General features: G+C 39.1%; 18 protein-coding genes. 3 read left to right on the top strand and 15 right to left on the bottom strand.

Annotation, left to right across the window (positions count from 1 at the left end; genetic code table 11):
- Positions 1-701 precede the first annotated feature (701 nt).
- Positions 702-1,973: a kynureninase gene (kynU, locus tag B1R93_RS21135; protein WP_088105901.1), complete on the bottom strand. Its 1,272-nt coding sequence runs from the start codon at positions 1,971-1,973 to the stop codon at positions 702-704.
- Between the two features lie 414 nt (positions 1,974-2,387).
- Positions 2,388-2,978: a vWA domain-containing protein gene (locus B1R93_RS21130; RefSeq protein ID WP_245308395.1), complete on the bottom strand. Its 591-nt coding sequence runs from the start codon at positions 2,976-2,978 to the stop codon at positions 2,388-2,390.
- Between the two features lie 88 nt (positions 2,979-3,066).
- Between B1R93_RS21130 and B1R93_RS21125 the strand changes: the two genes are divergently transcribed.
- On the top strand, positions 3,067-3,567 hold the full coding sequence (locus B1R93_RS21125) for a hypothetical protein (RefSeq protein WP_088105900.1): 501 nt from the start codon (positions 3,067-3,069) through the stop codon (positions 3,565-3,567).
- Between the two features lie 180 nt (positions 3,568-3,747).
- Here the strand turns inward: B1R93_RS21125 and B1R93_RS21120 are convergent, their stop codons facing one another.
- Both B1R93_RS21120 and B1R93_RS23165 read right to left on the bottom strand, forming a co-directional pair.
- The gene (locus B1R93_RS21120) at positions 3,748-4,110 is read right to left on the bottom strand and encodes a VOC family protein (protein ID WP_088105899.1); all 363 of its coding nucleotides are present in this window, start codon (positions 4,108-4,110) and stop codon (positions 3,748-3,750) included.
- Positions 4,111-4,197: 87 nt separating this feature from the next.
- Entirely contained in the window at positions 4,198-4,371 is a 174-nt protein-coding gene (locus tag B1R93_RS23165; RefSeq protein WP_165763909.1) for a hypothetical protein, read from the bottom strand.
- Positions 4,372-5,667: 1,296 nt separating this feature from the next.
- Between B1R93_RS23165 and B1R93_RS21110 the strand changes: the two genes are divergently transcribed.
- Positions 5,668-5,847, top strand: coding sequence for a hypothetical protein (locus B1R93_RS21110; RefSeq protein ID WP_088105897.1), 180 nt, complete (start codon positions 5,668-5,670; stop codon positions 5,845-5,847).
- 188 nt (positions 5,848-6,035) lie between these two features.
- On the opposite strand, the gene B1R93_RS21105 is transcribed toward B1R93_RS21110, so the two are convergent.
- Positions 6,036-8,372 (bottom strand): WD40/YVTN/BNR-like repeat-containing protein, encoded by a 2,337-nt coding sequence (locus B1R93_RS21105; protein ID WP_245308399.1) that lies wholly within the window; start codon positions 8,370-8,372, stop codon positions 6,036-6,038.
- Positions 8,373-8,617: 245 nt separating this feature from the next.
- Entirely contained in the window at positions 8,618-9,604 is a 987-nt protein-coding gene (locus B1R93_RS21100) for an alpha/beta hydrolase (RefSeq protein WP_088105896.1), read from the bottom strand.
- Positions 9,605-9,775: 171 nt separating this feature from the next.
- On the opposite strand from B1R93_RS21100, the gene B1R93_RS21095 reads away from it, so the two are divergent.
- Complete coding sequence (locus B1R93_RS21095) at positions 9,776-10,816, top strand: MFS transporter (protein ID WP_088105895.1); 1,041 nt, start codon at positions 9,776-9,778, stop codon at positions 10,814-10,816.
- Positions 10,817-11,280: 464 nt separating this feature from the next.
- Here B1R93_RS21095 and B1R93_RS21090 read toward each other — a convergent pair whose 3' ends face one another.
- The 9 genes from B1R93_RS21090 to B1R93_RS21050 form a co-directional block, all read right to left on the bottom strand.
- A complete protein-coding gene (locus B1R93_RS21090) occupies positions 11,281-12,186 on the bottom strand; it encodes a fumarylacetoacetate hydrolase family protein (protein WP_088105894.1) in 906 nt (301 codons plus the stop codon).
- Positions 12,187-12,261: 75 nt separating this feature from the next.
- On the bottom strand, positions 12,262-13,725 hold the full coding sequence (gene gucD / locus B1R93_RS21085) for an alpha-ketoglutaric semialdehyde dehydrogenase GucD (RefSeq protein WP_088105893.1): 1,464 nt from the start codon (positions 13,723-13,725) through the stop codon (positions 12,262-12,264).
- A 17-nt stretch (positions 13,726-13,742) separates the two neighbouring features.
- Positions 13,743-14,642, bottom strand: a complete 900-nt coding sequence (locus B1R93_RS21080; RefSeq protein ID WP_088105892.1) for a fumarylacetoacetate hydrolase family protein — start codon at positions 14,640-14,642, stop codon at positions 13,743-13,745.
- Between the two features lie 69 nt (positions 14,643-14,711).
- Positions 14,712-15,482: an IclR family transcriptional regulator gene (locus tag B1R93_RS21075; protein WP_088105891.1), complete on the bottom strand. Its 771-nt coding sequence runs from the start codon at positions 15,480-15,482 to the stop codon at positions 14,712-14,714.
- A gap of 80 nt (positions 15,483-15,562) precedes the next feature.
- Positions 15,563-16,504 (bottom strand): U32 family peptidase, encoded by a 942-nt coding sequence (locus tag B1R93_RS21070; RefSeq protein WP_088105890.1) that lies wholly within the window; start codon positions 16,502-16,504, stop codon positions 15,563-15,565.
- Between the two features lie 14 nt (positions 16,505-16,518).
- Entirely contained in the window at positions 16,519-18,717 is a 2,199-nt protein-coding gene (locus tag B1R93_RS21065; RefSeq protein ID WP_088105889.1) for a dihydroxy-acid dehydratase domain-containing protein, read from the bottom strand.
- A gap of 151 nt (positions 18,718-18,868) precedes the next feature.
- Entirely contained in the window at positions 18,869-20,149 is a 1,281-nt protein-coding gene (locus tag B1R93_RS21060) for a TRAP transporter large permease (RefSeq protein ID WP_088105888.1), read from the bottom strand.
- 6 nt (positions 20,150-20,155) lie between these two features.
- The gene (locus B1R93_RS21055; RefSeq protein WP_088105887.1) at positions 20,156-20,686 is read right to left on the bottom strand and encodes a TRAP transporter small permease; all 531 of its coding nucleotides are present in this window, start codon (positions 20,684-20,686) and stop codon (positions 20,156-20,158) included.
- 98 nt (positions 20,687-20,784) lie between these two features.
- Positions 20,785-21,876, bottom strand: coding sequence for a TRAP transporter substrate-binding protein (locus B1R93_RS21050; protein ID WP_088105903.1), 1,092 nt, complete (start codon positions 21,874-21,876; stop codon positions 20,785-20,787).
- Positions 21,877-22,252 lie beyond the last annotated feature (376 nt).

Raw genomic sequence — 22,252 nt, 5'->3', positions numbered from 1 at the left:
GAGCCAGGATCAAACTCTCCATAAAAATGGTGAGCTGATTAGCTCGAATAAATAATAAATTGACGAGATTGGTTTAAATGAAAAGAACATTTAAACTGTCTCTCTTTACGCTTGGCTTTTGTTCAGTTTTCAAAGAACTTATTCGTCACTCATCGGCGACATTTATTATCATAACATAATAATTTGTTCTGCGCAACAACTTTTTTTAAAAGTTTTTAGGAATATTTAAATCCGTTGTCAGCGACAAGTAATAATATATCACGTTATCAAATTCTGCGCAATAGTTAATTTAAAAATTATTTTAAGCGGCTAGATTAAATAATCTATCATATATCAAAGATAAAAGCAATCCATTTAGATATCATTCACTCCTATGCTCCGATATAATATTAGTTAGGTCTAAAACCTTCATTATTATATAAGCTCACCACGAAAAAAACTATTTGTTCTCCACCAATTGTTTTAGTTGGTCATAGCATTTAAAAAGTTAACAAATTGACAGGCACACAACCTACCCCCAGCACTTTAAAATACTGGGAGTGGACATTTTTATACTGAATAATCCTTGCTTGGATACTAATATTCTCCTCGATAATTAAATGCATTATAAATAAGATATTTAATTGGCTCGAATACATCCTCCATAAATCCATCACCCTGAGTAGAGCGACTCCTACGCTATCAGGAATCGCTCTTACATATTACCCAATAATATCGCGTGTGTTTTCAAATGTTTTATACTGTTCTTCTTCCATAATATTCTTTAATGTATCAACAGTTTTCCAAATATCATAGAAGGAGTTATATAATGCAACAGGACCAATTCTTATAAAATTGGGAGCTCGGAAGTCAGGGATAATACGATGACTTTTTAGCGCTTTACAAATACTTGCTGCATGTTCATGTTCTAGTAAGATATGCGCTCCTCTTTTTGATTCATCTAATGGACTAGCGATACGAAAATGATATGTTTGTAGTTCAGACTCAATTAGCTCGATTAAATAATTTGTTAATGCTAACGACTTCTTTCTTATCTGATTTATACCGACTTCGTTAAAAATTTCTAATGCCCCTAGTAAAGGAGCCATACTTAAAACATGTGGTGTACCAATTTCATAAGCTCCGGCATCAACATCAACTTCTAATTCATGTTTCATATCAAATTGAACATCTTTTCGCGAACTAAACCACCCAGCCAATCCTGGCTCTTGGCCAAAGTGCTTTTGATTCACGTATAACCCTCCTACTGCTCCTGGTCCGCCATTGATGTGCTTATAATTGCACCATACGGCAAAGTCGACATCCCATTCATTTAAATAGTGTGGAATTGCTCCAATCGAATGACATAAATCAAACCCAATTGTAATTCCCCGCTTGTGGGCTTCCTCCGTTAAGCGTTTCATATCAAGAATTTGACCACTCCGATAAAGGACACTTGGTAGAAAAATGAGGGACACATCATCATTCATATTCTCGATAATTTCGTCCTCGACTAACATGCCGTGTATACTCTCTATTCTAATTAAAGAATCTGTTGGGTCGTATCCCTTTAGTTGAAGCTGACTTTTTAGCGCATAAATATCTGAAGGAAATGTCGCATCATCCGCTAAAATCTTGTACCGCGTTGCCGTTGGCTTATAAAAGGTTGACACCAATTGATGAATGTTTACAGTTGTTGAACCTGTTACGAGCACTTCATTTCCATTCGCTCCAACGAGTGGTGCTAACTTCTCCCCAAGCTCTTGCGCCATAAAGAACCACGGATGGTCCCCTTTTAGCCAACCATCTATTCCATATTCTTTCCACGTGTTGAACACATCCATTAACGAACGTTCAGCTCGCCTCGAAAGTAACCCAAGTGAGTTTCCATCCAAATAGATTTTATCTCCTATGTAAAACTCTTCCTTAAAACATTCAAGAGGGTCTTCTTTATCCTTACTTATAGCAAAGTTAACTGTATTGGTGTTATTCATTGATCGTGCTCCTCACAAATTAACGATTTTATGATTTTTTTTAAACTGATAATAAAAACTCATTATTGATGGTAACTTAAAAAAAATGATGATAACTCAAAAAAAATGATGATATCTTTCAAAATAGTCGCTTTTTCAGATTATCATCATACTATTTTAGCGCAGTTTTGTTGAAATACCTAATTATTAATAGGCAGTAAAAGTTTGTCACACTGCCTAGCGATTATTGTACCACTGACCGGAGCGCGAATGCGGTATTTTTTGTTCGTTTTTTCTATAATGATATAAAGTAAAAATGTAATCTAAATATGGTACGTGAAATTAATTAAATTCTTTTACTTAAACATGCTTTCGTTTATTGTACGTACAACTTAATACAGTACGTGAAATTTTCATAGTGTTTTTCGCAGCTCATTACGGTTTCTGCCTTCTCATTGTTAATTCTTCCTCAACCATTAAGTACATGCTTTCAACACCTGAACTAGATGCTTCAAACGTGTATGCATGTTCCATGTTAATCCCGATATGATCTGCTTCGCTTGCTGCATCCATATTTGCGCCGATAAACATAAACTCCCAGTTATGTTTATCTTCTTGATGATGTATTAACTGTTTCACTTTAGTATAGGTGAATTCACGGCTCGCATTTTCCATTCCATCCGTTGTAATCACAAAAAGTACCTTCCCTGGCTTTTGAACGTCCGTTGCTTTTGCTATTCTGGCACGCACATCAACAATCGTCTTCCCTATAGCGTCTAGTAATGCCGTACATCCCCTTACATAATATTCTTGATTTGTAAGCTTGATGTTTTTGGCATCAATGCCGTTCCAGAGGATTTCATAGCTATCATCAAAGAGAACGACGGTGAGGAGTGTATCTCCATCTAGTTGACTTTGTCTTTCAACTAATGCATTAAATCCACCAATCGTATCCTCTTCTAACCCAGCCATAGAACCACTTCTATCAAGTAAAAATATAATTTCGGTTACTTGCTCATTCATCATTATCATCCTCCCTGTTCATGGTATAATAATAGCGAAGTTTACTGATGATATGGTCGCCTGAAAAGCGACAATTTGGGAGATGAGCTGTATGCTTGATCAAAAACTTTTGAAAGAATTACAGGGATACGTTCAACTATCCTTGCATCAGCTCTCGTTCGATATTCACGAGCAATTTCACGAAGAGACGATTAAAGATGTCAATACATTTGAATTACAAGAATTCATTGAAAATAAACAAAAACCAACCTTTAATCAAGTATTATTTCGGTTTATCGATCGAAAAGGAATGAAAGATTCAGAGGTTTACAAAAAAGCTAGCATGGACCGCAGACATTTTTCAAAAATACGCTCTACCCCTCATTATCGCCCTGGGAAAAATACGACACTCGCTCTCACATTTGCACTTGAACTGAATATGGACGATACCGAGGAGCTACTAAGTGCTGCTGGCTACGCTTTGTCAGACAGTGATACCTTTGATTTAATTATTCAATTTTTTTTAGAGAAAGAACGTTATGATATCGATGTGGTTAATGAGGCTTTGGACTATTATGGGCTAAAGCCGTTGATTGGGAGTAATGGTTCCTAAATAAAAAAAAGACCGCCACTTATTTTGAGGCCAATGAAAAAGGTAGATTTTCACTTTTTCATTGGCCTTTTACAACATGCGAAACTATTGCGCTTTAAAGAGCACATGAAAGGGGAGTTTTTCGGTGCTCTCACTTGTTTTAATGCGTTCTTTTTAGATTACCAGGTTATTATCGGTATATTATAATTGTATAACGCTGATCCAATTTGCATTTACATCAGACAAATCAAAACGTTTAGGTTCGCCGGCTCTTAACTCTGAAACCGTTACACCCTTTTCTATTAACTTATTTCTAACTTCTTCAACATTTTTAACAACAAAATTAAACGGAGTGTATTTATCAATTGGCTGGAAATCTGGAATTTGAACTAGGTGAAATCCACAATTAGGTGCTATTGCAAGGCCACACATTCTTTCGTTTTGCCAACGCAAGTCGAAACCAAATACTTCTTGATACCATAACAACGATTCTTGAAGATTTTTGACAGGAAGAAATACCGCATCAATACGATCAACAAACTTTTCTAGCTCTTGTTCACTCACCTAAATCATCTCCTCGATAATCTAACTTATCGGACTATATTTTTATGAAAGTTGAAACGGGACCTTATTATATTATTTTAGCGCTATTCAATCATGACTTGACTTACCTCTATTAAAATAGGCAGATACTGTAATGATAAAACCTATAATAATGAAAAATAGCTCTAAATCTCCCATTCTTATACTTGCTTCTCCTTGAATGTATATCCCTATTAACATAACTGCCATCCCCAAAAGCATGGTTTTAATCGAACCAGTCATTTCAAACCTGCGAAAATGATTATCAAGTTCATTTTCTCTGTAAGCCTCCTCCTTGAAAATACATTTACAAATAAATTATTTCTTGTTAACCAAAGACGCAATTGCTTCAATAACGAAAAAGTGATTGCTGTTGATATGAACTCTACCCTTTTTCCCCATTTCTTAACTCTAATAGCGGTAAAGATAAGTATTCATCATTTAATCTACAAACATAAGCTCCCTCGAAATGGTTTATTTAATATTTGCACTCCAATAAGAATGTTAGGGTTGTTCTTTAATACTAACTCTGTATTACCTTGAGGAAATCTCATACCAATAAGAGTCCACGTTTTTTCTTCATCTTGAAATGTTTCCCAAGCCTTTGTTATACCCAAAGATTGATAAAACTGTCCTGACCTTTCGATGTTTTAAGTGTAAATAGAAGCTCCTTCAATACTTTCTCACATAAACCATTCACCCCTTCTCAATAAGAACTTATGTTCCTTTTTTATCTTAATCCAAATTTAACCAAATAGGCAAGGTATCTATTAAACTAGCTTCAAAAATTTAGAGCAACGATTACCATTAAACCGTAATTTTAAGCTCTTTATTTTTGCGAATGATGATAAATTTGAAAAAATGATGATAACCTTCAAAATAATGATGATAAGTCCAATTCGGTATGTGAAATTTAATTAAAAACTAACAAAAAAGTGACCCGATTCGGTCGCTTTATACGCCTACTGAGTCACCTTTTCCAGTTCACATTCAATTTCCAGCGTTTTTACTGCAGTCACGCCAGCTCTTCCAACGTCAATTGTGCGACCACTTCAAATCCATTTCCCTGTCCATATGGTCTTACTACAACCGTTTCCATATTATCCATTCGTCCAAAGCCAATTCCAAGGGGAAAACTATGACCGATAATTACCTTATTCGTTCCTGGTGCTGGTCACCCACCGTTGCTTCTGCATGCCTCGAATAAAGAATGTAACCGCCTCTCCGAAGGTATTGTAATGTTTGCCGAGTAGGAGTGGCTTGTATTCTATTTTCAAATTGATGTCGCGTGAGTTGATTATAATGGGTCATATTGTGTACCGATTCTAGTTGCGCGAGAGTCTGAGTATAATCCAGATTTGGCTCGTTAATCAACAGAATCGCTCCTTTATTTGAGTCTAGGCGTTTTACCTATGATACTGTATGATACCTGAGCAAAAATAGTGACTGCTTCATTCACTATGAAGACCGTACAATTCCCTGCACAGCTTTTCTACATGTTCATATTTTATTAATAGGAATAGCAGAGGGGGTAGTGAGTTGAAGGAAGATAAAACGATCCCGTTTCCGAGCAGAAATATGAATTTGAGTGAAGATGAATACCGACTCTTTCTAGATTATCGAGAAAAAATATTGAATGCGACTTCGCAATCTGAGGTTGAGTTTTATTTTTCACTAGCACTAAACCTGATTCATAAAGCGAAAAATCGGTATCATTGATTCTCACTCATGAAACTTCATCATCCAAGGCTTTCATCTCCGACATTACGCCAATATATGAGGCTGTGCCAAAAGGTTGTTTATTTACCTTTTGGCACAGCCTTCATTGAACGTCGCTACACCTACGAGCGAATAGAGCCCGCTTTAAGCTTTTTAGACAGCCCCTCTAACAAGTTACATAGGTTCCTTTATGATTTTGGCTTTAGGATGTCTTTCTTTTTCTTCGATTTCGTCGCTGATATGTCGCCGATTACTATTCCAAATCCGTTCGTGCCGACATAGACCCTTCCGTACTTGTTTGGATCTCCTGTAATTGTACGGTTGGCCGCACCGAATTGATGGTCGTCATCGTTAATTCTAATCCATGTTTTCCCTTCGTCATCGGAGCGGAAAATCCCCATAACACCGTTAATTCGTGCGTAGCTATACAAGGCCATATAGTCGCTCTTTGGGGCCACTTTTCCAAAACCAATTGTTGCGGCTTCTTCTACGCGATCTACCTTTGAAAAGGTGGATCCAAAATCGGTTGAACGCCATAACCCGTATTCACTCTCTGCATCACGATTATCTGCTGCTGCTGCAATCCAAATATGACCTTCCTTTCCAGGTACGGCTTTGAATTTACTCGTTGTTAAGCTAGGAAGCCCTTCTGCAGCCGATGCAGTGAACGTTGCTCCTCCGTCCGTACTTACATAAAATACACCATCCTTTAATCCATAAAACGTATTCGGGTTCACCCGGTCTGATGAGACGACAGCTCCTTCAGGTATCCCCTCTGATTCTATCCATGTCTGGCCAAGATCCGTCGAGTAGCTCACAGGGCGTGCTTGTGCAGATCCACCTTCAGGGCTCCACACTAATACATCACCATCTGCTCCAACAGCTATCCAACCTCCGTTTGTTCGATCGCCTTGTTGATGTTCCCAGGCGTTTGAGCCAGGCTGCCATGTGATGCCGTTGTCTGTCGAAATACCGATACGTGGTTCAGTTCCATCACGATTCCCGTCATGGTTTAGGACACGAACGACGATATTCGGATTATTCTCAGCATAATCAATGTCCGGGCTATTTCCATTATACGGATTCGTGATCATCTCCGGGGCCTTGGTTACATCTTCGTGGCGAAAACCGCCGATGTCTCCCATTGCACTTAATAGTGGAGCGCCTGACGGTGGACTGATTAATCCAAGAATTGCCGTTTCTTCAATTCCTTCAGCCATAACCGAAAGATTAACCGTGCCCCCTTCGTCGTCTAGCGCCGTTACATTGTTCGACCCATAAAGCGTTGCTCCGGTTCCGTACATGATCCGATCTGAATTATGTGGATCAATATTTAAATCACCGATCATCCAGCCTAACTTCGGTTGGATTTCTGCTCCAGTTTGCGCTTCTATCGCGTTGCCTTTTTGTCCCCAATCAAGCCACGGGGCGACTGAATAATCGATTGTGAAATGATTTTTGCGTGGTAGGTCTTCCCCCCAATCAAGTGTCCAGAACGGTTTCCATGTTTGACCGCCATCTGTACTACGATAAATTTGGTCATCTGGCCACCAAAGGTTCATTGTCGCTACCATAAGGACATCGGGATTTTTAGCGTCGACAGCTAAGCCACCGTAGGGCTCACCTTGAACTGGACTAATATCTGTCCATTCCCCTGTGTTTGTGTTGTATTTCCATACAGCACCCCCTTGCCCACCATCATATGGACCTTCATTTTCATTATAGGAAATAACTAACTCACCATTTACAGCTAAAATACCGTGATGTGGTAAATACCCTTGTTGAGGCTGACCAGGAAGTGCCTCCCAGCTTTGACCACCATCTAAACTTCTATAAATGCTTTTCTCCGTATCAGCAACCCCAGCATAAATGGTCTGTGTTGCTTCCCCTTTTGAGCCACTATTCGGATCAAAGGTGATCCACACTACGCCAATTTCACCACCGTAATAATCGAGATAATTACCTGTGGCAGGAAAACTCTCTACTTGCTCCCACGTTTCACCATAGTTTGTGCTCCGCCAGAGGCCATGACCACCGCGTGCACCAAAATATAAGATGCTGTTGTCATTAGGATCGATGCTTAGTCTCTCTCCCATTGAACGCCCTGGCATATTACCGCCTACTTTGAAGGGCAAATCCGTTCTCTCCCAGGTGTCACCACGATCCTGTGAACGTAGGATAGCACCATTCATAGTTGTCCAATCATTCGTATATGTTCCTGCAGCAACATAAACTCGGTCTGGGTCTACTGGGTCCGTTGCTAAACTATCAACACCCGCTAGATTCCATTCATCAAAGCTTACAAAATCCATCAATTGGATCCATGAATTTGTGTCCGGATCCCAGCGATAGGCACCGCCAATATCAGTCCGAGTATAAATCAAGTCTTCCTCAGTCTCATTAAAAACAATGCCTGGTATAAACCCTCCTCCAACAACCTTTGCTCGCCCCCATTCATAGGATTCTTTTTTAGCTTTTGTCTTAGCATCCACTATTGTTGAAAAAGAAAATCCACTAAACACCATGACAGTACATAAACCGAGAATTGCGAATGATTTTACGAGATTTTTAAACATAGTTTCCCTCCTTCATCGTCATTGATTTTCACGTACTAATAACCTCTTTACCGAAACATTGAAAACGCTATCATTTCAACCCAATCTATGTTGTCGGATTTTATTATATCTCCACAACTTCTCAATCAACACCTTATAAATGCAACTAAAAGTCAGTAAAAAATTAGTCTTTTTCCAACACACAACAAGTCCCGTTACATTGTAACGGGACTGTTATGAATATACTGATCTACAAACTCCCAAACCGTACGCCAATATAATGCGGGATCTACCTTTTCTGCATCTCCGTGGCCGGCAGCTGGAATGATTAATTTTTCTTTATCAACCGTTGCTGCACCATAGAGATCATAGACCATTTCAAATGGTACAAAGGTATCTGCATCACCGTGAATAAAAAGTATCGGGGTTTGACTCTTTGCTACTTGCGCCACAGCGGAGGCTTCATATAAGTCGTAGCCGGCACGTATTTTCGTGATTGTATTGGCTGCATGCATGACTGGAAACTCTGGCAGGCCGAATAAGTCCTTTAATTGATAGACGAACACCTCGCTCACTGAAGAGTAGCCACAATCTGCGACAATGACCTTGACATGATTAGGTAAGTCTTCACCCGATGTCATTAAAACCGTCGCTCCCCCCATTGAGATTCCGAACAGTGCAATTTCAGCATAAGGGTCCTTTTCAATGATTTCATTAACCCATACAAGTATATCTTTACGGTCATGCCAGCCCATGCCGATATAGTCGCCTTCACTTTTTCCATGTCCACGAAGGTCGGGGGCAAGCACATGATAGCCTTGCTCGTAAAAATTCCGTACCCAACGCGTTAGATCCGTTGCATTGCTGTTATAGCCATGAGAAACAATCGCCCACTTATGAGTCGGTTCCTCGTTTTCATATAAATATCCGTGTAGTTTTAATTGTCGCTTATCAGTCGAGACGACGTTCATTATTGTAGGCTGATGCGTCTTTTCAAACGCATAATCAGCTACTTCAGCAGCTTCTGCTACATTAGCCAAAACAGCTTCACTTTCAGCCAAATGAGGATTGCCATCTAAAAACTCTTTCTCACGGTCTACATTCAAAGCAAAGTTATAAAAATAGTTCCCAACTAATCCATATCCAATCACGAGAATAAAAAGAATGATTGTCATAGCTATCATTGTTTTCCTCAAATCCATTCAGCTCCAAATCTTGTCTAGTAGGAAGTATACCATACTCCAAATCCGCATTGACAGATGTTCATTTTACCTCCTTAAAGTTCTGTCTAAATTTTTTACGTTATCGTTTAAACATTGCTTAAGCAAGTGTTTATTGATTTAATCAAATGGTAGGTCCATTCTTCCTTTGAGGTGAGCATCTTGCCATTAATCTACATAATTATTACTGTTGCTTTCATAGATACGTTCTCCCAGCTTCCGATTATTGCTCCGTTTTCAAGCAGCTTAGGAGCGAGCCCAATGCTAGTAGGAATAATTATCGGGCTTTACTCATTTTCAAATATTCTTGGAAATATCGTATCAGGATTTTGGATTGACAGGATTGGTCCGAAAAAGGTTCTTTCGGTTGGAATGCTTTCTGTTGGCGTAATTTTGTTTTTCTATTCTGTTGCTGCGAACCCGCAGCAATTAGTTATTATCCGATTTCTCCATGGCTTTGCTGGCGGACTAATAGTCCCCGCTGCCTTTACGTTTTTAGGGACTATGAAAACTGAAAAATCGAAAGGGAAAGTTATGGCTTTTTCAGGGGCGTCTGTCGGAGCTGCAGCCGTAATCGGACCTGCTATTGGGGCCATCATCAGTGGACGGTTTGGATATAATTGGTTGTTTTATTTTATCACAGTCATCATACTTGTCTTTGCCATTTTAGCTATGATTTTTACAAAAGAACAGCTGAGCGATAAGAAGAGTCTTGTTCCGCAAGAGTCCAAACCGCTTTCAATCACTAGAGCGCTTATTTACGCATACATCTCGATTTTTTCGTTATTATTCACCCTAGGGATTCTTACGTTCGCCTTACCTGTAAAGGTAGATGAGCTCAACTTATCGTCCGAATTAACGGGACCATTATTAAGTGTATTTGGGATTGTCGCTATTCTTTTCTTCATTCTTCCGACCAATCGCCTCTATGACCGAATGAAGAACATGCAGCTGATGACAATTGGGCTGATTACGATCTCTCTTGCGTTGTTAGGGTTATCTCTTTCTGCTACATTCTTGCATTTATTATTTGCAATGACTGTCTACGGGATTGGTTTTGCCTGCTTTTCCCGTCAACAAGTGCAACCGTTGTTGAAAGTTCCGGAGACGGTAAACGCGGAAAAGCCTTTGGGCTGTTTTATGCATGCTTCTCTTTTGGAGTTATTGTCGGTTCTTTTAGTGCAGGTTTTTTAGCGCTACCTCCATCACAGTTATTTATAGTAGGTGCGCTAGGCTCATTTTCGATCATGAGTAGCTTTTATCTTGTGGGTCGAGGTAAATGAAAGCATAAGAAAACGCACAGAGGCTGTGCCAAATGGTTGTTTTTTAACCTTTTGGCACAGCCTTCAATGAGAGTAATGAGTGGGGTTCTAATCGTCGAGAACGAAGCCATTGCTGTGCACGCTTTAAGCTTTTGAGACAGCACTTGTGTGTTTAAATATTGGATTCAACCACTTATGAAAAAAAGACCGAAAGTGTAAGTACGATTAAAGTAAAAACTCCTGGATTCTTAAGCTTCTGTTTTTTCATGACCATAACCTCCTGTGTCATCTTTGTTAAATCAATCATAACAAGGATCATGAGCACTGTAAGGGAATTGGTCAGGAAAGCTTACATAAAAGATGCATGTAGTATAGATATTATTCTATATGAAGACTTTATTCTTGCGACACCTCGTCTTCCCTCATCACATTCGTCAAGGAGCCTAATTTCTCAATCGATACAGTTATCTTATCCCCGCTTTTTAGCCATTGCTGACTATCCTCAGGGTTGCCCATTATAACTCCTTCTGGTGTTCCTGTTAGGATCATATCACCTGGATATAAGGTCATATGCTTTGAAATATAACTGATGACCTCAGCACAATTGAAAATCATATCCGAAGTATTTGAGTGTTGACGAACCTCGCCGTTTAACGTTAATTTTATCGATAAATCATTAGGGTCTGCAATTTCATCCCTACTTACCAAGTATGGTCCAATTGGACAAAAGCCATCACTCGTTTTTCCGAGTAGCCACTGAGTTGAAACAAATTGCAAGTCTCGAGCGGATACGTCATTCCCATTGCAGTAGCCGTAAACATAGGAAAGCGCCTCGGCTTCCAATACTTGCTTAGCTTCTTTTCCGATTACAATTACAAGCTCGGCTTCGTAATCTACCTGCTTGCTTGCTTGCGGAAGCACGATTTCGTCGTTGTGCCCTGCTAGAGCATTTGTAAATTTACTAAATAAGATCGGTGTTTCCGGATAAGGCATGTTACATTCGTCCGCATGCTTTTTGTAGTTTAACCCGACACAAATGATTTTCTGAGGATGAGGAACACATGGCCCCAAATGTAGAGATTGTTCATCAAAAACATAGGGGGCTTCCAGCTTTACTTTGTTCACAAGAAGCTCTAACGCTTGCTTGCTTTGCTCGCCACCTGATATCAGTTCCTCGATCGAATTGGGGACGTGCTCCATTTGCGGAAAATCTTCAGCTACTGCTTTAACATCAATAATCTTCTCTCCAGATTTCACCCCTAAACGAAGCTCATTATGTTGATAAAATATCACAGTTTTCATCTTAAGTGTCTCTCCTCTTATTTAAAACAAATTATAATTAGTCCCCCCAGTATTAATTGGAGGGGGGATAGATGATTACTCTTTAACAAATACCGTTTTTATTGAAGTGAAAAACTCAATTGCCGCCTGGCCTTGTTCTCTTGAGTGTGAGCTTGATTGCTTCATGCCACCAAATGGAGCCTGAAGCTCAACCCCAGCACTTTCAGCATTAATACGAACAAGCCCAGCATCCATATCCTTTATGAACGACAGCATATTTGATATATTCGTTGTAAAAATTGAAGCGCTCAAACCAAATTTTGACTCATTTGCAACTTCTAGTGCTTCTTCAATTGTATTCACTTTTAATAATACTAACACGGGTCCAAAAATCTCTTCTTGTGAAATTACCATATCATTAGTGGCGTTTTCAAACACCGTTGGCTCAATGAAATATCCATTTCTTAATTCTTCATCAGTAAGCTGTTTTCCTCCAAACAACAAAGTCGCCCCTTCAGCTTTTCCTTTTTCTATATAAGATAGAACTGTATTAAACTGTGCTTCACTCGAACAAGGCCCCATCCATGTTTCCGGGTTAAGTCCATTGCCGACCTTAATCTGTTTTACTTTTGCTAATAGCTTTTCTTTAAACGTCTCATACACACCACTTTGGATAATAACACGACTTGTGGCGGTACACTTTTGCCCGGTAGATTTTAACCCTCCACTAATCGTCGCATCTACGGCTAAATCTAGATCGGCATCTTCAGTCACAATTACAGGGTTTTTCCCCCCCATTTCTAACTGATACTTGGCACCTCGTGCTAATGCCCCTTGACCAACAAGCTTTCCTACCTTGTCAGAACCAGTAAACGTAATACCGTTAATCGATGGATGGTCAATCATTCCTTGACCGATAACAGAACCAGGCCCTGTTACCATATTTATAACACCATCTGGTAAGCCGGCTTTTGCAAAACAGTCGATTACTTTTGCAGCTGTAATCGCTGTTTCTTGAGCCGGTTTTAAGACAACCGTATTCCCATAAATCAGTGCCGGTGCGATCTTCCAAATTGGAATCGCTACAGGAAAGTTCCAAGGGGTAATTACTCCTACAACACCTAATGGGGTTCTAGTAGTAAACATTAGAGCTTCGCTGTCAGTAGATGGGATGACATCCCCAGTCTTTCGCAGCCCTTCTCCTGCGTAATAGCGAAGAATAGCGACACCGCGAGCTGTTTCACCTTTAGCTTCTGGTAGTGTTTTTCCCATTTCCTTCGTCATCGTTTCAGCAATATCATTTAAATTTTCTTCAAGCATATTCGCTACTCTGTATAAATAATCGCCCCGTTCAGAACCCGCTAGCTTACCCCATTGCTTTTGCGCGTTTTTTGCGACTGCGACAGCTTCATTTAAATCTTCTAATGATGACTTTTGAACGTAACCGACTATTTCTTTATTAGCTGGATTGATGCTCGTATCGACTTGTTCGTTTGAACTCGCCTCCCATTTTCCATTTACATAATTTAAATATGTTTTTAATTCTGTTTTCGTTGACATACTAATCGTCCTTCCTTTTAGTAACTTTTTTCTCTCTGATTCACTAGGCTCTTTACCGAGTTTTTCAACATTCCGATAGTTGAAATTTCGATTTCAACTTCGTCTCCGTCTGCTAATGTAAATTCATTTGGTGGAACAACGCACGTTCCGGTTAGCAAAATCGTTCCCTCAAAGATTTGATTGTCCTTCAGTAAGTATGAAATTAACTCTTCAAATGAACGCTTTAATTGATCTGTTCTCGCATTCCCTTCAAATACGATGATGTCATCGCGAAAGATTTTACAAGAAATTTCGAAGTCGTATGGATTTTCTACCGTTTCAGCAAGACGAATAGCAGGACCAACCGAACAGGAGTTTCTCCACACTTTTGCTTGAGGAAGATAGAGCGGGTTCTCTCCTTCAATATCGCGACAGCTCATATCATTTCCAGCAAGGTATCCAAGAACCTTTCCATGATTATTAATGACTAAGCCTAATTCCGGCTCAGGAATTTGCCACTTTGAATCACTACGAAGATAAACGGGATCGTTCGGACCAACTGTTCGTTCACTCGTTGATTTAAAGAATATTTCAGGGCGAGCGGCATCATATACTTTGTCATAAAACGTTGTAGCATCTAGCTTTCCATCAGTAGCTTCATAGTTTCTAGCCTCCTTACTTTTGAAATAAGTAACCCCTGATGCCCATACTTCCGGGGCATCAATCGGCACGGTTAACTGGAGCTCTTCTATCGATGCTTCAAGAGGAACACTATCTGCAATAACATCCTCAACCAGTTTTAAAGCAGTCATCTTCCTTTTTTCAGCTAAGCTAGTTAGCTCTAAAAATTCTTGGTATGGCAGATTATAAACCTTTCCACTGTCTGTTAATGCTGCTAAAACGAGTTGTTTATCATGTAAATAACGAATGATACGCATAAAATCTCCTCGCTTTTGTTTTATATTATAAAACCTCGTTCTTATTTATAAGGAGTTAGAAACATTCATTTAATGAATGTTCTGAAATCCATAACCAAGTTTATATGATATTTCATGACAAGTGTCTATTAGCATTTTAACTGTTTCTTCTACGCCTTCTTCCTTTGCCCGATTAACAGTCGTTGACATACTTATCGCAGCAACTATATCACCATTATGATTTCTCACTGGATATGCTACACAAAAAACACCCGGTTCATTTTCTTCATTATCGACAGCATAACCACGTTTTCTAATTTCTTCAATTTCTTCAAGAAAACGCTTCTTATCTGTAATTGTATTAGGTGTATGCTGATTAAACTGGTAATGATTTAAGATTTGCTCAATTTCCTCATCTGATCGAAACGCGACAAGAGCCTTTCCTACACCACTAGAATGAATGGGTATCCGTCTACCAATTCTTGAGTACAAAATAGTTGCACTCGCACTTTCTACTTTATCAATATAGATACCTTCTTTACCATCTAAAACAACAAGGTGAACCGTTTTTCCAGATACTTTAGAAAGCTTTTGTAAATAGTCCTTAGCAATCGTTCGTAAATCCATGCTTTGAATGACAAAATTTCCTCTTTCAAATAACTTCAAGCCCAAGCGGTACTTACCATTTTCAGGATTTTGTTCGATGTATCGATGCTTTTGTAATGTTTTTAAAAGAGAGTGAACAGTACTCTTGTGTAACGCCATTCGTTCACTTATATCTGTAATTTTTAACTCGGTTTCAAATTCATCAAACAAATCAAGTATTTTAAGAGCACGCTCTACGGCTTGAATAATTGGCATTTAACGTTCATCCTTTGCTATAATCTCAATTTTATAGATTATTTTAACATACATTCGTCCGATAATAATAACACGAGCAATTATACCTTTAATGTTTCAACAGGAACTCCAAGCCCTTTTGCACCTTTATTCGATGTTGTATAATGCGGTGCGTACCTTTTTAATAAATCTAAACCTATCTTTGCTCGTCTTATCCGTTCTTTACATAATGCAATCGATGTAGATTCGAGATGAGTTCCTGAAGGGTAAATATTAGGTGAATTCCGCAAGCCAAATTTTATATAAACCGGGGCCGCCACACGAATGATTTCTGGTATATCATAATGACGGATAAACCCACCTATGTCATCAGGTGCCTCGACATAAATATCGATTGGAATATCAATCGCTTGGCGTATCGTTGCCAAACGAGCTAGCGTCAAATCAGTTGGGACGTTATACGTATTAGCACCAGCCTGCTCCATTAATTTAATGGAAATTGGATTCGACTGTGCTATTTGAACGGAGACTTTAGCGATTAAATCTTCAGGTAACTCACCCATCTTTTTACATTCATTTACAAGCCAAAGTAACCCTTCATCAGCAACTAAAATACTACGAATTCCAAAGGAGCAAGCTCGTTTAATATCCTCAATCGCATAAACTAGTTGGTCCATTCCTTGATGACGTAGCCCTGCTATTTTGCCAGCACTCGCCATTTGCATCGGGGTAATATCAAAGCTTCCGCGTGGACCGACAAATAAGCTAACTTCAAGTTTTTCACGTCTTCCGATTTCAGCCATTTGTTGTAGTTCTTCGTCCGTCATTAACATGATCCCACTTCCTTGTGAGACGCGATGGATATTCACTCGGTACTGTTCACATGCCTCAATGACAGCCTCAAACGATTGTGGTCCTTCTACACTCGGAATTTCAACTCGATATTGTGCTCCGTCTGGAAAGCGTTTCTGAGATGTAGGCAAGTCGTGACAATCACCTGGAGGAAACCCCAGTTTTTCAATAAAGTTACGTGTTTGTTCCATATTCTAATTCCTCCTTAAACATTAGTAGATGTATTTGGTAATTGTATATCTTTCTTATAATCTAACTTAGCAACTTGTTTAACCATCATTGGAACGACGCCATTCGCTGCATCAGTATGCCCGACTAACAGATTGCTAGGAGCTACTAGGCGCTGGCGCTGGAAAATTCTATCTAGTCGCTCTTTTGCTAGGTCTACTCTACTTTCTCTAAGAGGCTCAAAGGCAAAGCTTAGCTTTCCAGCGTGAAGTTCTTCTTCATCGACCACTTGTATTTCTCGTTTTCGCAGCGCTAAAAACAGGACATCACCGGTTTGTAAATAGAGAATGCCACCATCTTCAATGGCCTCAGGTGTCATATGGCCAATTGCAGCTCCATACGTTACACCTGAATACCGTCCATCACTAATTAACGTTGCTATTCGTTTTAGTTTACGGTTTGCATTTATATGCTGCATCGGTGTAAACATTTCTGGCATTCCAAAGGCTACAGGGCCTTGACCCGCAACAATAATCGCAATTTTAATAATGCCTTCTTCAACCATCTGTTCAAATAGCGTGTTATAATCTAAATCTTTCATAGCTTCAACATAGGTCGGTGCATTTTCTTTCAACATGGCGACCATGCTTTCATGACTAAAACTACGGGACTCTTTTAGTTTTGTTAGTAAATTAGGATCTAGTAAATTCCGATTGGCCTCCTCTTCATTTTCATAATAAAGAACAAAAGCAACTTTATTATCGAATTGATCTAGTTGTGGCGTCGGCATCCCACTTATTTTGACAACAGCACTTTCAAAGAAATTCCCAGTCAATACATCTACCCCGCTAAAAGCCCGTCTAGGCTTTGAGAGAATAACAGGATTATCCTTGACGTTATCTGCTGAAAGACTCTCCTTATTTTCTAATCGCACCTTCCATGTAGTCCCCGTAACCGTTGGGGCTTCAACATCCATAGGTACTCCATTTTCAATTAACTCATGAAATAACGTTTCCATTCCACGACTTTCACCATCACAGCACTGGATTGCTAATGAGAAAATATCACGCCCCTCGGTAAGACTGTAATTAAAGAGGTCAGGAATAGGGTGTGAATGATGAATTTCATCTAAATCCCATAAACTAAATGAATAGCCCCCGTAAAGCATCCCTGCAACAATATGCATCATTAAATTCGTTGAACCTCCCGAGGCACTATGAATTCGAATCGCATTTCGAATATTGGATGCCATTATATTCGCTGCACCGAAAACAGGATTATTTATCATGTTTGCTAAACTGTCTACTGCACCATTCACTTGCGCTTGATTAGGCGCTTCCGTTAATAATTCTAGACTTGGATGAACCAACCCCATTCCAGCAACTAGATGTCTGGAGCTATTGCCTGTTCCATTAAACGCACAAACACCTCCACTGCCATCACATGTAGCGACTGCTAAACGTTTTTCATAATCCTTATGCTGAGCTTTTGTAATCAGCCCCCGCTCAGTGGCACGTTCAAGCACACCTTGAAAAGCCGTATTAGAAGAACATTGAAGGATATAAGCAAGGGCATCTCTTAAGTCATACGCAATGTCTGGGGCCCCTTTATGATCAGCTAAAATAGCTAGTTCCTCTAATTCATTGAAAAGGTCGTCAGGAATGGTTCCACCTTGTAATACGTGAGCTGGTGCAAATGTAGCAAAAACGGGGGCTTCACCACGATATTGACGAATTCTATCAAGATGAACCATAGCGCTAACAACACCTAAGGGTTGTTTATCGCAGCCTTGAATGATAAAGGCGCCATGATAGCTATGAGCTTCCATTTGATTAACGACCATTTTTGCTACAGCATTACGACTCTCAAGAGAATAGCTCATCCCTTGATTGCTTTGTGCCGTACCATCACACATAACAGGTGTTGAAAAGTAAAAGGGTACACCGCCGTTCTCCCAAATTCTAATAGCTGCATGAGCAGAAGTTTTAAAATCCATAATATGAGCCGGATGGTCCGACGAGCCTCCAATAACGGCAATCCTTGGGGCGTTGTCCTCTAAACGATTATAAATTTCTTCCAATGTCCAATCAGGAGCTGAGCCTTTATATAAGGGCCCTAGAATCTGTTTTGAACGGTCAAGTAATCCAGCTACCGTTATCGGTTCATTCGCTTTTCCTTGGACATTGTCACGATATGGGTTTACCTTGTTATTAATTTTCGGAAATCTAACTTCCATCTCAGCTTCCACCTTTCTAATTTAAAAAATTCAATCAACCCACCCAAATTTCAATTCGTATACGGCGGTGATAATCCCGACTTCAATTTTTTACCCATTTCATCCCTCCTACATTGCTTTTTCCCTGTAAAGCTGGACTTTAGAAATTAGCCTAGCCCTTAAATTGAAGAAGATAGAGAGTGAGCTGCGGCAAGAAAATAATAATGAACAATGTGATTACCATTGCGATAAAAAATGGAATAATCGCTTTTGATAAAACTTCTATTGACAGCCCAGAAATTCCCGAACCGACAAAGAGGTTTACTCCTAATGGAGGTGTGATAAAGCCTATTGCCAAATTGACGATCATAATGATTCCAAAATGGATCGGATCGTAACCAATATTTATAGCAATTGGTAATAGGATTGGGGTTAAAATAATAATGGCTGCCAATGTATCCATAAAACAACCAACGATCAATAATAGGATTGTTATTAGTAGAATAATGACAATCGGACTTTCAGAGATTGATAGCATCATTTCAGCAATTTGATTTGGAATTTGTTCAATGGTTAGTAATCTTCCAAATGCCGTTGCCGTACCAACAATAATTAAAATCGTTGCGGTTGTTAAAGAGGCATCCGCTAATATTTTGGGAAGCTCTTTCAGTTTTAATTCTCTATAAAATACCAATCCCGCTAATAACCCATATACAACAGCGATAACGGCAGCTTCAGTTGGTGTAAAAACCCCACCGTAAATACCACCTAAAATAATAATTGGAATGATTAGTGCCCATTTTGCTTCCCAGATTGATTTTAAAATGAACATGAACGATGTGCGTTCAGCTGTTCCAGTGTAGCCCATTTTACGTGAATGGAAATAAGCATATACCATTAACGCGAATCCAACCAAAAGTCCTGGAATGATTCCTGCAATAAACATGTCACCAATTGACACACTCCCTGCTACCCCATAGATGACCATCGGAATACTTGGTGGAATAATTACACCTAACGAGCCAGCAGCACAAACTAAAGCTGTAGCAAATCTCTTATCATACCCTTGACGGGCCATCGCCGGAATCATAATTCCTCCAATAGCAGCCACTGTTGCAGGGCCAGAGCCTGAAATTGCTGCAAAAAACATACAGGTTATAATCGTTGCAATCGCAAAACCACCAGTTTTGTTACCGACAATGGAGTTAGCAACTCGGAAAAGACGATCCGAGATCCCACCCTTCCCCATAATTTCACCAGCTAGAATGAAAAAAGGCACAGCCATTAATGGGAAAGAGTCGATTGATGTTACAAGCTCTTTTGTCAAGAATTCTATCGGTAAATTTCCCATATAGAGTAAAGTACCTAATGTGGCTAAACCAAGTGAGATTCCAATCGGGACACTTAGGAACAGAAATAGGGCAAATAAACCAAACAAGATAAGTGATATCATCCCTTTCTAGCCCTCCTCATCTACAAGCCTATCAAACTCGGTTTTCACTTCGAAATTACCTTTCCCAAGTAAAGTTTTCACTTGATTTAGTAAGTTTTGGATTAAGCGAATGGATGTTAAAGCCATACCAACAGGAGCAGCTAAGTAGACAAATCCCATTGGTATCCGTAAAGCTGGTGATGTTTGCCCGAACTGTAAAAGTCTCTCAGCCATATCATAACCGTAAATAACAATGAACATAGCAAAGCTTAAGAAAAGTAAATTTGCAATCATATTAAACACTAGTTTTCCTTTTTCTTTAAACAATAATAAAAGGGCATCAACTTTAATGTGGCGCTGCTTTTTTACTCCATAGCTAATGCCAATGTATACGAGCCATATAAAGCAGTACCGAGCTAGTTCTTCAGACCAGGAAAGAGAATTTCCCATTACATAACGCATAAAAACTTGCAAAAAAATTACAACAACCATAACAGCTGAAAACATTACAAGAAAAACTTCTTCTATATGTTCATCAAGCCATTTTAGTACTGTCAATTCTTCTCCCCCTTATTAAACGTTTTCATAGAAGCCTAGAGGCGAAAGACTATATATCTGCGCCTCTCATTGCCCCTAGGGTAATCTGAACGAATCGATTATTGATACTTTTCGAGTTCTGTTAAAAATTCTTCTACAATGTCTTCTCCTATATTACTTTTATGTTTTTCAATAACTGGAAGGATTTTTTCTTGAAATCTCTTATGCTCTTCTGGTGAAATTTCACTGAACGTCATAAACCCTTTTAATGCTTCTAAACTCTCCTCTGCTGCTTCACGATTTCGGATGCGGTTAAATTCTCCAGCTTCCACAGCTGCATCACTGATAATGGTTTGTTGCTCTGGCGTTAGTTCATCCCAAACTGATTTACTAAATAAGAAGATAAACGGAGTATATACATGCCCTGTACCTGATAGATAATCTTGGACCTCATAGAAGTTACTTAATTCAATAGTTGGATATGGATTTTCCTGGCCATCAACCGTTCCTTGCTGCATCGCTGCAAAAAGTTCTGTGAAAGCCATAGGAGTAGGATTCGCACCCAACTCTCTCCATGCATCTAAGTGAATTTCATTTTCCATCGTACGGATTTTAAGACCTTTTAGATCCTCCACTTTTTCAACGGGGCGAACGCTATTTGTCAGATTACGGAAGCCATTTTCCCACCAAGCTAACCCTACTAAATTTTGGCTCTCTACAAGTTCAAGCATCTTATCTCCGAATGGTCCATCTAACACTTTGTCAGCCACCTCACCACTGGATATCGTAAATGGTAAGTCAAAGACACCATATTCCCTCACAAAGTTTACTAAGGGAGAGGTAGACGGAATCGTAATTTCTAACGTTCCAAACTGGAGCATTTCAATTGCTGATCGATCATCGGCTATCTGCCCCGAATGGTAGACTTCAATGTTAAAGTCATCTGTTTTACTTTCAACAAGTTCTTTAAATTTCATTGCTCCTTCATATTCTGGGTGCTTATCATTAACACCAATACTGATTCTAAGCGTTCTCTGTTCTTCTTCAACATTTGAAACGCTTTCATTTTCACTCTCCATTGGCTCCGCTGTGTCTGAATTTTGTTCACCGTCAATTATTTCTGAAGAAGTGCTATTACTTCCACCTCCACAACCCGCTAAAGTAAAGACTAAAAAGAAAAGCATGAGTAAGTTAGAAATCTTTGTTCTCATTCTTAAACCTCCTTGTTTTTTTAACAAAAATACTCGCCTCCTTTTTCTAATCTAAATGTTTTATATTATAAAACACAGTTTTAAAATAATTATGTGATTTTTCTGTTGAATGACATTAACACTTATTCTTCTTAAAATCCTTTAATACCTCTTTACATTTTCTGATTATTACTCTATTAGTGATATTTTCAATATTCATTGGGTATCGTCATTAGTTGAGGGTATTCATAAATGCTAGCTAATATTGACGTTTAAGTTGGGGTAGAAAAACTTCAAACTTAGAATTGAAACGACGGCTTTAAATTGTTTTACATTATAAAACTCGGTTTTCGTTTCACTCCGTGTAAAATATTTATATGATGACAATCCGATAACA

It is taken from the genome of Halalkalibacter urbisdiaboli (genome assembly GCF_002156385.1).
Lineage (GTDB): Bacteria > Bacillota > Bacilli > Bacillales > Bacillaceae_D > Halalkalibacter_A > Halalkalibacter_A urbisdiaboli.
This window is presented reverse-complemented; position numbering and strand designations above follow the sequence as displayed.